This is a genomic window from Pseudomonas sp. NPDC087598 (assembly GCF_044743525.1).
Classification (GTDB): Bacteria; Pseudomonadota; Gammaproteobacteria; order Pseudomonadales; family Pseudomonadaceae; genus Aquipseudomonas.
This window is the reverse complement of sequence record NZ_JBIUWQ010000090.1, coordinates 1-12,692: the sequence shown is the minus strand read 5'-3', so window position 1 is coordinate 12,692 and position 12,692 is coordinate 1. Positions and strand designations below refer to the sequence as shown.

The window sequence follows — 12,692 nt, the reverse complement described above, 5'->3', positions numbered from 1 at the left end:
GGCGCCCGTCGGCAGGCTGAGTGGAGGGATTGATCCGGGGGTGGGAGCGCAGCGACCGTTTGGCGCAGCCAAATGCATCGAGAGGAGGTGCAGCGAAGCAAACCGTAGGCGATGCGCCCGGATCAATCCCGCAGCGAAGGAACCCGAGCCACAGCGAGGGCCGTACGTCAGGGTAAAGCCTTTTGGGTTACCTTTTCGGCGCTTGGAAAAGGTGACCCGCCGTAAGGGCGGAACCCTAATCAGCACCACCCGCAGCAACGGATATGCCCCCAACCCAAAAAACAAACCGATTACCGCCCACAAAAAAATGCCCCGATCTCTCAACCGGGGCATTCACTACAACGTCAAAGCATCAAGCAATCAATGCGAAACCGCCCCACTCGCCCCCAACCCAGTCTGCGAACGCACAAATTGCGGGAAGAACAGCGCCCGCTCATTGTCCGCTGCCGCCGACTTGTCAGTAATCGAGAAGAACCAGATGCCGACAAAAGCAATAATCATCGAAAACAGCGCCGGATACTCGTAAGGGAAGATCGCCTTCTCATGATGCAGAATCTGCACCCAAATGGTTGGCCCAAGAATCATCAGCCCCACCGCACTCACCAGTCCCAACCACCCGCCAATCATCGCGCCACGAGTGGTCAGCTTCTTCCAGTACATCGAAAGCAACAGCACCGGGAAGTTGCAGCTAGCCGCAATCGAGAACGCCAGACCGACCATAAACGCGATGTTCTGGCTTTCGAACAGAATGCCCAGTCCTATGGCCAGCACACCCAGCGCAATCGTGGTGATCTTCGAAACGCGAATCTCATCCTTGTCGTTGGCCTTGCCCTTCTTGATCACACTGGCATACAGGTCATGAGACACCGCCGAAGCACCGGCCAGAGTCAGACCCGCCACTACCGCCAGAATGGTCGCAAACGCCACCGCTGAGATAAAGCCAAGGAAGATACTGCCGCCCACCGCGTCAGCCAGATGCACCGCCGCCATGTTGTTGCCGCCGAGCAAAGCGCCCGCCGCATCTTTAAAGGCCGGATTGGTGCTGACCAGCAAGATCGCGCCGAAGCCGATGATGAAGGTCAGGATGTAGAAGTAACCAATGAAACCGGTCGCATACAGCACGCTCTTGCGCGCTTCTTTTGCGTCACTCACGGTGAAGAAGCGCATCAGAATGTGCGGCAGGCCAGCGGTACCGAACATCAGCGCCAGACCCAGCGAGAACGCCGAAATCGGATCTTTCACCAGACCGCCCGGGCTCATGATCGCCTCACCTTTGGGGTGAACCTTGATCGCCTCGGAGAACAGCATGTTGAAGTCGAAGTTGACGTGCTTCATCACCATCAGCGCCATGAACGAGGCACCGGACAGCAACAGCACAGCCTTGATGATCTGCACCCAAGTGGTCGCCAACATGCCGCCGAACAGCACGTACATGCACATCAGGATACCGACCAGAATCACCGCCACGTAATAGTCGAGGCCGAACAGCAACTGGATCAGCTTGCCCGCGCCAACCATTTGCGCGATCAGATAGAACGCCACCACCACCAGCGAACCGCAGGCAGACAGCGTGCGGATCTGGGTTTGCCCGAGGCGGTAGGACGCCACGTCGGCAAAGGTGTATTTACCCAGGTTACGCAGACGTTCGGCGATCAGGAACAGAATGATCGGCCAGCCCACCAGGAAGCCGATCGAATAGATCAGGCCATCGTAGCCGGAGGTGAACACCAGCGCGGAAATCCCCAGGAAGGACGCTGCCGACATATAGTCACCGGCAATCGCCAGACCGTTCTGGAAACCGGTGATCTTGCCGCCCGCCGCATAGTAGTCGGCGGCCGACTTGTTGCGTTTGGACGCCCAGTAAGTGATGCACAGCGTGGCACCGACAAACACCACGAACATGGCGATCGCTGCGACGTTGAGGGGTTGTTTGTGGACTTCGCCGGTCAGGGCATCAGCCGCCCACAAGGCCGGCGCGAACGCCGAGACGCTCAGAAGAGCCAGTAGACGCCGGATCATTGCTGAGCCTCCTTGAGAATCGCATTGTTCAGGTCGTCAAACTCGCCATTGGCGCGGCGCACATAGATAGCGGTCAGGATGAAAGCCGAGACAATCAGGCCGACACCGATCGGGATGCCCCAGGTGATCGAAGACTCGGGACTGAGTTTCGCCCCCAGCACTTGTGGGCCATAGGCGATCAGAAGAATGAATCCGGAGTAGAGCCCGAGCATGATCGCCGAGAGTATCCAGGCGAACTTTTCCCTTTTTCGCACCAGCTCCTTGAATCGGGGACTGTTTTGAATCGAGAGGTAAATGCTGTCGTTCATTGTTTTTATCCTCGCAGCACAGATTATTGTTGGAACATAGCTAATGTATGCGGCTGCGGGAGAGGTTCCAGACGACCTTAGTAGTAGAACGCCATGACACTTTTGCCAATTTCAAGCACACACAAAACTGTGGGAGCTGGCTTGCCAGCGATGGCGTCGTGTCAGCCAACTTGTTAGTTAACTGACGGACCGCTATCGCGGGCAAGCCCGCTCCCACAGGGTTCGCGGTGAACAAAAGCTATTTCGGGTTATTTGGTCCAGTCAGCTACGCGATCCGGGTGCTTGGCCACCCAATCCTTGGCAGCGGCTTCAGGTTTGGCACCGTCCTGAATCGCCAGCATCACTTCGCCGATTTCGTCTTTCGATGCCCACTGGAAGTTCTTCAGGAACTTCGCCACTTCCGGCGCCTTGGCTGCCAGTTCCTTGCTGCCGATGCTGTTGACGGTTTCAGCTGCGCCGTACACGCCTTTCGGGTCGTCGAGGAAGCGCAGTTTCCACTTGGCGAACATCCAGTGCGGCACCCAACCGGTGACGGCGATGGATTCGTTTTTCTTCTCGGCACGGGTCAGCTCGGCGATCATGCCGGCGCCGGAACTGGCCTTGAGGCTGTATTTGTCGAGACCGTAATCCTTGATCGCCTGATCGGTTTTAAGCATTACGCCCGATCCGGCGTCGATGCCGACAATGCGGTTCTTGAAGGTGTCATCGGTTTTCAGGTCTTCGATCGACTTGGCTTTCACATACTCCGGCACGATCAGGCCGATTTTCGCATCCTTGAAGTTCGGGCCGTAATCGACGACCAGATCCTTGTTCTTCGCCCAGTATTCGCCGTGAGTCACCGGCAGCCAGGCCGAGAGCATGGCGTCGAGTTTGCCGGTGGCAACGCCTTGCCACATGATCCCGGTGGCGACGGCTTGCAGTTTCACGTCGTAGCCGAGTTTCTGCTTGATCACTTCGGCAGCCACGTGGGTGGTCGCGACGCTGTCAGACCAGCCGTCAACGTAACCGATGTTCAGGGTCTGTTTTTCAGCGCTGGCAAATGTGGAACTCATCGCAAGCACCAGAGCGGCACCTGCGCCTAAAAGTCGTCGCATCTTCATCGTTACTTCCCCGAAATGCTGCGCCCGACGGATGCCGAGCGGCGTCAACGTATTGTTATGGTGCACAGCGCCCCCATCACGCCTGACCGCAAACTCGTTCGAACATCAGTGGAGTGCTGACGCTTTGATCATCAACCTCACGCCGTACGCGACCTGCTCTGTCAGCGACCTCAAGACAACGAGAAACGACATCAGAAAGCCATTAATCGCGTCTGAATAATTGACGCCAGACAATCCGCCCGAACTTTGCATGTCAAAATCATCCGGGCCACCAACCCCCGGTTAAATGCAGGTAACATGCGTCGCTTTGCAGCCACTCGGCCTGACCATGTCCGCGACTTCCCGCTTGCCTTTTCTTCCTTATATCTTCGCCTGCCTGCTTGGCGTGTTCGCCCTTGGCGGCTTCTGGTACGGCCTCGGCAAACCGGTGATCCTGCCGGACGCCGCCACCCCGACGCACAAGCTGCAATGCGCCTCCTATACCCCTTTCGATAAAGGTCAGTCACCATTCGACGTGCCGTTCAAGCTGCGCCCGGAGCGTATGGATGCGGACCTCGCCTTGCTGGCGACGCGCTTTGAATGCATCCGCACGTATTCCATGACCGGTCTCGAAGCGTTGCCGGATCTGGCGCGTAAACATGGCTTGAAGCTGATGATCGGCGCCTGGGTCAACAGCAACCCGGTGGACACCGAGAAGGAAGTCGACCTGCTGATCGCCTCGGCCAACGCCAACCCGGACGTGGTCAGTGCGGTGATCGTCGGCAACGAAGCGTTGCTGCGCAAGGAAGTCACCGGCGCGCAATTGGCCCGATTGATCAACAAGGTCAAAAGCCAGGTCAAGCAGCCGGTCACCTACGCCGATGTCTGGGAATTCTGGCTCAAGCATCCGGAAGTCGCGCCGGCGGTGGACTTCCTGACCATTCACCTGCTGCCGTACTGGGAAGATGATCCGTCGAACATCGACGCGGCCCTGCAACATGTCGCGGATGTGCGTCAGGTGTTCGGTAACAAGTTCGCCCCCAAGAACGTGATGATTGGCGAAACCGGCTGGCCGAGCGAAGGCCGCCAGCGTGAGACCGCGCTGCCGAGCCGGGTCAACGAAGCCAAGTTCATTCGTGGGTTTGTCGCGATGGCCGAGAAAGAAGGCTGGCATTACAACCTGATTGAAGCCTTTGACCAGCCGTGGAAACGCGCGAGCGAAGGCGCGGTTGGCGGCTATTGGGGGCTGTTTGACGCTGATCGTCAGGACAAAGGCGTACTGGCCGGCCCCGTGACCAACGTGCCGTACTGGAAAGAATGGCTGGCGGTCGGCGGACTGATCTTCCTCGGCACACTGATTCTCGGTGGCCGGGTTCGCACGACGCGCTCAGCACTGGTGTTGCCGCTACTGGGCGCCCTCGCCGCTTGTTCGATTGGCGCCTGGGGCGATCTGGCGCGAGTGACCACACGATTCAACAGCGAATGGCTATGGGTCGGCTTGCTGACGGCGCTCAATCTGTTGGTGCTCGCGCATGCGGCGCTGACATTGAGCGCTCGTATCGGCTGGCGTGAAAAAGCCTTTAACCTGCTGGAGCGTCGTGCCGGCTGGCTGGTAGCCGCGGCAGGATTTGCAGCGGCGGTGATGATGCTGGAGATGGTGTTTGATGCGCGTTATCGCAGCTTCGCCAGCGTGGCGTTCATTCTGCCGGCGCTCGTTTATCTGTGCCGCCCGGTCAGCGTGCCGCGCCGGGAGATTGCTCTGCTGACCTTTATCATCGGTGCGGGCATTGCGCCGCAACTGTATGAGGAAGGCTTGTTGAATCAGCAGGCGTGGGGTTGGGCGTTGGTCAGCGGGTTGATGGTGGCTGCTTTGTGGCGCTGTCTTGGTGTTCGAAAAGTCTGATCTTCAGCGAGACATCAGGCCTCTTCGCGAGCAGGCTCGCTCCCACAGGGAATTGCATTCCAAAGGTGGGAGCGAGCCTGCTCGCGATGGCTGACTGTCAGGCGCTACGGGAAGCTCTGACCAGGCGCAACCCGGCAATCACCACCGCAAACACCGCCAACGTGGTGTTGTACAACGCCAGCGCCGGTAACCCGACCACCAGCGCCAGTACCGCCAGCCACCACCCTGCTCGCCCCGGCACGACAAAACCGAGCAGCGCCGCACCCAGCGCCGTCCAGCCCAACACCTTGAAGTGAATCATCAAGCCCAGGTTGGAGCGCAGCTGACATTCCCAACGGCTGGCCTCATCGACGCAGATGCCGACCCACTGCCCGTCCTCCATAAAACCGTAACGGGCGCCATAACTGGCGGCCAGCCATAACGGCAGCAGAACGAGCAGCAGAATCACGGGCAAGCGGCGGGACATGAAACACTCCAATCTTCGGAAATCGGCGGCCAGCTTAATCTGCCGCCATCCATACGCAAGCGCTAACAACAGTTAACTGTTCATCCGGACGGTGCAAAGTGTATCGTCCAGCTACTATTACTCCGAATTCTGCCTAATTTGGTGCCGCAGCATGGCACTTTGGCGCAAACCCCGTGGTCATAGCCTGCGAACTTCATTCGGCACCTTCCTCTAAGGGATCTAGTCATGCTCCGTTCCTTGCGCTTCGCCGCGCTGTTCAGCGGCCTTATTCTGAGTGCGTCCGCACTGGCGGTGGATATCGATGCCGCCAGCTATGGCTATCCCCTGACCAACCCGTTCGAGGCTACCATCGCCACAACGCCGCCGGACTTGCGCCCGGAGCTGCCGCTGGATGACGACATCAATCAGTCGGACCGCAGCGTCACCTTGCGCCCGGAGCGGGCATTCATCCTGCCGGACAACTTCTGGGCGGTGAAAAAGCTCACTTATCGCATCGCCACCCAGGACAAACCGGCACCGCTGATCTTCCTGATCGCCGGCACCGGTGCGCGCTACGACAGCACGCTCAACGAATACCTGAAAAAGCTCTACTACAAGGCCGGTTACCACGTCGTGCAGTTGTCGTCGCCGACCAGTTTCGACTTCATCAGCGCCGCTTCACGCTTCGCCACCCCCGGCGTGACCAAGGAAGACGCCGAAGACATGTACCGCGTGATGCAGGCCGTGCGGGCGCAAAACCCGAAAGTGCCGGTCACTGACTACTACCTCAGCGGTTACAGCCTCGGCGCTCTGGATGCCGCGTTTGTCGCGCATCTGGATGAAACCCGCCGCAGCTTCAACTTCAAGAAAGTCCTGTTGCTCAACCCGCCGGTCAACCTCTATACCTCGATCACCAATCTCGACAAGCTGGTACAGACCGAGGTGAAGGGCATCAACAACAGCACCACGTTCTATGAACTGGTACTGGGCAAATTGACCCGCTACTTCCAGCAGAAAGGCTACATCGACCTCAACGATGCGCTTCTCTACGACTTCCAGCAGTCCAAGCAACACCTGACCAATGAACAGATGGCGATGCTGATCGGCACCTCGTTCCGCTTCTCGGCAGCCGACATCGCCTTCACGTCGGACCTGATCAACCGTCGCGGCCTGATCACACCACCGAAATTCCCGATCACCGAAGGCACCAGCCTCACGCCGTTCCTCAAGCGTGCGCTGCAATGCGACTTCGACTGCTACCTGACCGAACAGGTGATTCCGATGTGGCGTGCCCGCACCGACGGCGGCAGCCTGTTGCAACTGATCGACCAGGTCAGCCTGTATGCGCTGAAGGATTATCTGCACGACAGCCCGAAAATCGCCGTGATGCACAACGCCGACGACGTGATCCTCGGCCCGGGCGACCTCGGTTTCCTGCGCAAGACATTCGGCGATCGCCTGACCGTTTACCCACTGGGCGGCCATTGCGGCAACCTTAATTACCGCGTCAACAGCGACGCCATGCTGGAGTTCTTCCGTGGCTAAATATCTCCTGCTGTTTGCAGCGTTACTCTGTGCAGGCGTGGCCCAGGCCGACAACAGCAAAGCCAATGCACCGGTGGTCGTCGACAGTGACGGTTTCAAGGAGCCGTTGTCGAAACTCAAGTTCAACCCGGGGCTGGATCAGCGTGAGTTCGAGCGTTCGACGCTCAACGCGCTGAACGTCTATGACCCGCTGGAAGAGTGGAACCGTCGTGTCTACCACTTCAACTACCGCTTTGACCAATGGGTGTTCCTGCCGGTAGTCGATGGCTATCGCTACATCACGCCAAGCTTCGTGCGGACGGGCGTGAGCAACTTCTTCAACAACCTTGGCGATGTGCCGAACCTGGTCAACAGCCTGTTGCAGTTCAAGGGCCAGCGTTCGATGGAGACTACTGCGCGCCTGTTGCTCAACACCACGATCGGCATTGCCGGCCTGTGGGATCCGGCCACCGCGATGGGCCTGCCGCGCCAGAGCGAAGACTTCGGGCAGACTCTGGGCTTCTACGGCGTACCGGGTGGCGCGTACTTCGTCCTGCCGATCCTCGGCCCGTCGAACATTCGTGATACCGCAGGCCTTGCCGTCGACTACACCGCCGAATCGGCGATCAACTTCCTCAACGTCTCGGAAGTCAGTTCCAACCACCCGGAAATCTGGGCCCTGCGCGCGGTCGACAAGCGCTACCAGACCAGCTTCCGTTACGGTCAACTGAACTCGCCGTTCGAATACGAGAAAGTGCGTTACGTGTACACCGAATCACGCAAGTTGCAGATCGCCGAGTAACTTTCGGCAGACACAAAAAAGGGCCATTCGATGCGAGTCGAATGGCCCTTTTTCATGGCACCACAAAGATCAAACTGTAGGAGTGAGCCTGCTCGCGATAGCGGTGTATCAGGTCATGAATGTGTGACTGACACACTGTTATCGCGAGCAGGCTCACTCCTACAAAGGTTGTGTTGCAGGTTAGTTCTTCACTGCTTTCCAGATTTTGCCGACGACAGCAACCACCGCCAACACCACCGCACCGGCAATAATCCCCGCCACACCATTGAGCAACACCGGCACCACAAACCCGGCACTCCCCGCTGCCGCGCCAACGCTCTCAATCCAGTGATGCGCAACCGGAATGCCGTGAGTGAGGATGCCGCCGCCCACCAGGAACATCGCCGCCGTGCCGACCACCGACAGGGTTTTCATCATGTACGGCGCCGCCGTCAAAATACCGCTGCCGATTTTCTTCGCCACTTGTCCCGGCTTCTGTGTCAGCCACAGACCGAGGTCGTCGAGTTTGACGATGCCCGCCACCAGACCATAAACCCCGACCGTCATCACAATCGCGATGCCAGACATCACGATGACCTGCTGAGTCAGCGAGGCATCGGCCACGGTGCCGAGGGTGATGGCGATAATTTCTGCCGAGAGAATGAAGTCAGTGCGGATCGCACCTTTGATCTTGTCCTTCTCGAATGCCACCAGATCGGTTGCCGGATCGGCTACGGCCTCGGTCAGTTGCGCGTGCCCCACGTCATCTTCAGTCTTGCTGTGCAGGAATTTGTGCGCGAGTTTCTCGAAACCTTCGAAACACAGGTACGCGCCTCCGACCATCAACAGCGGTGTCACCAGCCACGGCACGAACGCACTGATCGCCAACGCCGACGGTACCAGAATCAGTTTGTTGACGAACGAGCCCTTGGCCACCGCCCAGACCACGGGGATTTCCCGCTCGGCGCGCACGCCGGAGACCTGCTGGGCATTGAGCGCCAGATCATCGCCGAGCACCCCGGCGGTCTTCTTGGCGGCCATTTTGCTCATCAACGCCACGTCATCCAGAACCGTGGCAATATCGTCGACCAGCACCAGCAAACTGCTTCCTGCCATGAATCCTGTTTCCTTCTATGTATGAATGTTGCGAAGCATAACGCGACCACAGACCACACGGGGCATTCTTGAGCGCCGCGCGAGGCCGGTGCTACCATGCGCAACCGCCAGAACAGGCAAGGAACCACCGGGTTTATGAGCACAATCCGCGAGCGCAACAAAGAACTGATCCTGCGTGCCGCCAGTGAGGAGTTTGCCGACAAGGGCTTCGCTGCGACCAAAACCAGTGACATCGCCGCCAAGGCAGGATTGCCCAAGCCCAACGTCTACTACTACTTCAAGTCCAAGGAAAACCTCTATCGCGAGGTGCTGGAAAGTATCATCGTGCCGATCCTGCAGGCGTCGACACCGTTCAACCCGGACGGCGTGCCGAGCGAAGTGCTCAGCGGCTACATCCGCTCGAAGATCCGCATTTCCCGCGACCTGCCCTTCGCCTCCAAGGTGTTCGCCAGTGAAATCATGCACGGCGCCCCGCACCTGAGCGCCGACCTGGTCGAGCAGCTCAACGGCCAAGCCAAGCACAACATCGACTGCATCCAGAGCTGGATCGACCGTGGCCAGATCGCCCCGATCGACCCCAATCACCTGATGTTCAGCATCTGGGCCGCGACCCAGACCTACGCCGATTTCGACTGGCAGATTTCTGCGGTCACCGGCAAGGACAAGCTGGACGAGGCGGATTACGAAGCGGCAGCGCAGACGATTATTCGCTTGGTACTCAAAGGCTGCGAGCCGGACTGATAGACCGTGGCGCGGCTATCGCTGGCAAGCCAGCTCCCACAGAGGTTTATGTTGCCTGCCGAATCTGTGTTCGACATAGAAACCTGTGGGAGCTGGCTTGCCAGCGATGGCGGCGACTCGGTCCTGGATCAAACCCAGATAGCATCCCACAGCGGATAGTCGCCGAGCTTTTCCACCAAGCCTGCTCGCAATGGGTTGGCCACTACATAGCGCGCCATTTTCACCAGATCATCTTCCCGCCTCAACGCGCGGTCATGGAAACCCTGCTGCCAAAGCGGCCCACTTCTACCACTTGAAAGATTCACTTCACGGGCAATCAGAGACTTGGTCTCGCGCATCAGTTTGCGAAGAGAACAGTTTTCCAGTTCAACGAGCCAATGAAAGTGGTCAGGCATGACAACCCATGCCAATGATTTTGCCAAACCAAGATTTTGTGCCCGGCGAAATTGATGAACCACTAATCTGCCCAAAGCGAAATCGGCAAATACAGGTTCGCGATTCAGTGTGTTGGTGGTAAGCAAGTAGATTCGCTGCTGCTCGGCATAGCGGCCGGTTCGCAGACGATGTGATGCAGGAAGATCAGGCAATCCATTGCCCCCTACGCTGATGAGTTCATCAGAAGGCTAGACTGCAGTGATCCATCTGGCTGTGACAGGCTTTTATCTTGATGTGTCAGTCAGTCCGCCATCGCTGGCAAGCCAGCTCCCACAGGGATTTGTGTTGATTGCTGAATCTGATATCAACACAGAAACCTGTGGCAGTTGGTTTATGTTGCTTGCAAAATCCACGTTCGACGCAGAAACCTGTGGGAGCTGGCTTGCCAGCGATGGCTATCGATCAGACGCCAGAGATCAAGCAGGCACCCCACATTCTCAACGATCTTTCGATCTCAACCCTCCTCCCCCATCACCCAACGCAACGCCTGCGGAAACGAAGTTTTCCAGTCATCCGGGTAGAAGTGTCCACCTTCATGGGTACGGGATTTCACCTCGTTGCCTTCACTGAACAGTTGGCGGAAATCGACCGTCATCTGCTGATTGCCCGGCCCTTCTTTTTTGCCGTTGATCACAAACACTCTTTTGCCGTGTGCCTTGCTCACCGTCGGTGTCGGCTGCATGCCTCCGGGCGATACCAGCAGCGCGCCCGCGTAATCCTCCGGATGCTCGGCCAGCAAGGCGCCCGCGTGTTGCGAACCTTGAGAGAAGCCCATCAGGTAGACGCGCTTGCGGTCGATGCATTGCTGCGCTTCCAGCTCTTTCAGGCCTTTCTGCACAACCTTGTGCGTGCCTTCGAAACCCGGGCCGATCCAGCGGAAACTGTTGGTGGCATTGATCATTTCCGTGCCATTGATGCCGAGAATGATTGCGCCGGTATCTGCCAGCGGCTGATCACTTTCATCAAGCTCACCGTTGATGCCGTAACCGTGCAGCCACACCACCACCGGACGACAGGCCTTGGGCGCGGGAATGCCGGCGGACGGGTTGAGCACCGAAATCGCACCGACCTTGCCGACGGCGATTTTCTTGTAGCGCTCCTGAGCATTGGCCAGAACGGATTTATAGGTAGCGGTGTCGCGCAGCTCGGAAAAGTCCTCGTCACCCGCCAGCAACGGGCCGAACCACAGGCCGCGATCATCGGCCTCTTTTAGAAAGCGCAGTGCCAGTTTGTCGTCGCCACGGCGGGCGAACAGTGCAGCGACCTGATAAGGCGCCTTCAGTTGCTTGGGATCTTCACGGCTGGCGGCCAGGTAAACCGCAATGGCCTGCAGGGTATCGGTGTCTTCGAGCTTCTCGGCCCGTTCCATCAACTCGGCTACATCGTCGGCGTTGAGCAGTGCGGAAACCACCGGGCTAAGCGCCTGGAACGCGATTTCGTCAGCGTCCAGCGGTTCGGCGGCGTGCAGAAAGGGGGTGCAGAGGGTCATGGCCGTGGCCAGAGAAATACCAACGAGCGTTTTCACGCTGATCTTCCTTGATACAAAAACGGGGCGGCAGTCTATCGACGCCACCCCGCTTCGTCACCACCTCAATGCCAACCGGAGGTGATTGCGTTCAGATCAGGAAGCCACGCCCGCATCCGCGCGCAGATCCAGCGCCTCTACCGCTTTGATTGCCACCTGTTCATCAATGTCCGACAGATCGCCGCTGATGCCGATCGCACCCAGCACGTTCCCCGCCTGATCGCGGATCAGCACACCACCCGGTGCCGGCACGACGCTGCCCTGGCCCATGCTGTTCAGCGCAGCGATAAACGCCGGACGTTGTTGTGCGTCGAGCGCCAGCAGGCGTGAGCCCTTGCCCAGCGCGATGGCGCCCCAGGCTTTGCCGATGGCGATCTGCGGGCGCAGCAGGCTGGCGCCGTCTTCGCGTTGCAGAGTGATCAGGTGGCCGCCGGTATCGAGTACCGCGATGGTCAGCGGCGCGGCGTTGATGCCCCGCCCTGCGCTGATGGCTTCGTTGACCAGGTTGACTGCGACTTTCAAGGTTAAAGCGCTCATGGTGCCGTCCTCATTTTGTTATAGGGAAAGTCGGGGGACTGCGGTTTTGTGCCGCAGTCCGATGCAAACAAATAGAACACAATGAATTATTTTTTTGTATACAATAATTCTCGAAAAGCGCCACATGCGACGAAAAGCCACAGCAGAACCGGCTTCCGACGCAGTCAAGTTGCGCATGGTTTTTTGGCGTGAACTGGTGAGTGCGCGTTTAATAGAGTGGGCGCAGAGCCCGGGGTATACAGGGAGCGGTGGGGGGGAGGCACGAATGCAGGGGCGCCG

Annotated in this window: 12 protein-coding genes; 4 read left to right on the top strand and 8 right to left on the bottom strand. The window is 58.5% G+C overall.

Features of this window, described 5'->3' with window-relative positions:
• Positions 1 to 360: 360 nt before the first annotated feature.
• The 3 genes from ACIOWE_RS28505 to ACIOWE_RS28495 all read right to left on the bottom strand — a co-directional run bounded on the left by ACIOWE_RS28505 (position 361) and on the right by ACIOWE_RS28495 (position 3,427).
• The gene (locus tag ACIOWE_RS28505; protein ID WP_401398226.1) at positions 361 to 2,019 is read right to left on the bottom strand and encodes a cation acetate symporter; all 1,659 of its coding nucleotides are present in this window, start codon (positions 2,017 to 2,019) and stop codon (positions 361 to 363) included.
• Positions 2,016 to 2,327 (bottom strand): DUF485 domain-containing protein, encoded by a 312-nt coding sequence (locus tag ACIOWE_RS28500; RefSeq protein WP_201148229.1) that lies wholly within the window; start codon positions 2,325 to 2,327, stop codon positions 2,016 to 2,018. Before ACIOWE_RS28500 ends, ACIOWE_RS28505 begins: the two co-directional genes overlap by 4 nt.
• A gap of 248 nt (positions 2,328 to 2,575) precedes the next feature.
• On the bottom strand, positions 2,576 to 3,427 hold the full coding sequence (locus ACIOWE_RS28495; protein WP_401398224.1) for a glycine betaine ABC transporter substrate-binding protein: 852 nt from the start codon (positions 3,425 to 3,427) through the stop codon (positions 2,576 to 2,578).
• Between the two features lie 286 nt (positions 3,428 to 3,713).
• Here ACIOWE_RS28495 and ACIOWE_RS28490 point away from each other — a divergent pair, with 286 nt between their 5' ends.
• The gene (locus ACIOWE_RS28490) at positions 3,714 to 5,309 is read left to right on the top strand and encodes a beta (1-6) glucans synthase (protein ID WP_401398222.1); all 1,596 of its coding nucleotides are present in this window, start codon (positions 3,714 to 3,716) and stop codon (positions 5,307 to 5,309) included.
• A 97-nt stretch (positions 5,310 to 5,406) separates the two neighbouring features.
• On the opposite strand, the gene ACIOWE_RS28485 is transcribed toward ACIOWE_RS28490, so the two are convergent.
• Positions 5,407 to 5,775 (bottom strand): hypothetical protein, encoded by a 369-nt coding sequence (locus ACIOWE_RS28485; protein ID WP_103307414.1) that lies wholly within the window; start codon positions 5,773 to 5,775, stop codon positions 5,407 to 5,409.
• 225 nt (positions 5,776 to 6,000) lie between these two features.
• On the opposite strand from ACIOWE_RS28485, the gene ACIOWE_RS28480 reads away from it, so the two are divergent.
• Both ACIOWE_RS28480 and ACIOWE_RS28475 read left to right on the top strand, forming a co-directional pair.
• Positions 6,001 to 7,299, top strand: a complete 1,299-nt coding sequence (locus tag ACIOWE_RS28480; RefSeq protein WP_401398220.1) for a serine/threonine protein kinase — start codon at positions 6,001 to 6,003, stop codon at positions 7,297 to 7,299.
• On the top strand, positions 7,292 to 8,080 hold the full coding sequence (locus tag ACIOWE_RS28475) for a VacJ family lipoprotein (RefSeq protein ID WP_401398218.1): 789 nt from the start codon (positions 7,292 to 7,294) through the stop codon (positions 8,078 to 8,080). The genes ACIOWE_RS28480 and ACIOWE_RS28475 overlap by 8 nt, the downstream gene beginning before the upstream one ends.
• Before the next feature lie 180 nt (positions 8,081 to 8,260).
• On the opposite strand, the gene ACIOWE_RS28470 is transcribed toward ACIOWE_RS28475, so the two are convergent.
• Positions 8,261 to 9,175: a DUF808 domain-containing protein gene (locus ACIOWE_RS28470; RefSeq protein ID WP_401398217.1), complete on the bottom strand. Its 915-nt coding sequence runs from the start codon at positions 9,173 to 9,175 to the stop codon at positions 8,261 to 8,263.
• 135 nt (positions 9,176 to 9,310) lie between these two features.
• On the opposite strand from ACIOWE_RS28470, the gene ACIOWE_RS28465 reads away from it, so the two are divergent.
• Positions 9,311 to 9,916: a TetR/AcrR family transcriptional regulator gene (locus ACIOWE_RS28465; RefSeq protein WP_007919931.1), complete on the top strand. Its 606-nt coding sequence runs from the start codon at positions 9,311 to 9,313 to the stop codon at positions 9,914 to 9,916.
• 128 nt (positions 9,917 to 10,044) lie between these two features.
• Here the strand turns inward: ACIOWE_RS28465 and ACIOWE_RS28460 are convergent, their stop codons facing one another.
• The 3 genes from ACIOWE_RS28460 to ACIOWE_RS28450 all read right to left on the bottom strand — a co-directional run bounded on the left by ACIOWE_RS28460 (position 10,045) and on the right by ACIOWE_RS28450 (position 12,413).
• Positions 10,045 to 10,503, bottom strand: a complete 459-nt coding sequence (locus ACIOWE_RS28460) for an REP-associated tyrosine transposase (protein ID WP_401398215.1) — start codon at positions 10,501 to 10,503, stop codon at positions 10,045 to 10,047.
• Positions 10,504 to 10,805: 302 nt separating this feature from the next.
• Positions 10,806 to 11,876: a hypothetical protein gene (locus ACIOWE_RS28455; RefSeq protein WP_401398213.1), complete on the bottom strand. Its 1,071-nt coding sequence runs from the start codon at positions 11,874 to 11,876 to the stop codon at positions 10,806 to 10,808.
• A gap of 96 nt (positions 11,877 to 11,972) precedes the next feature.
• On the bottom strand, positions 11,973 to 12,413 hold the full coding sequence (locus tag ACIOWE_RS28450) for a heme-binding protein (RefSeq protein WP_201239299.1): 441 nt from the start codon (positions 12,411 to 12,413) through the stop codon (positions 11,973 to 11,975).
• Positions 12,414 to 12,692: the final 279 nt, after the last annotated feature.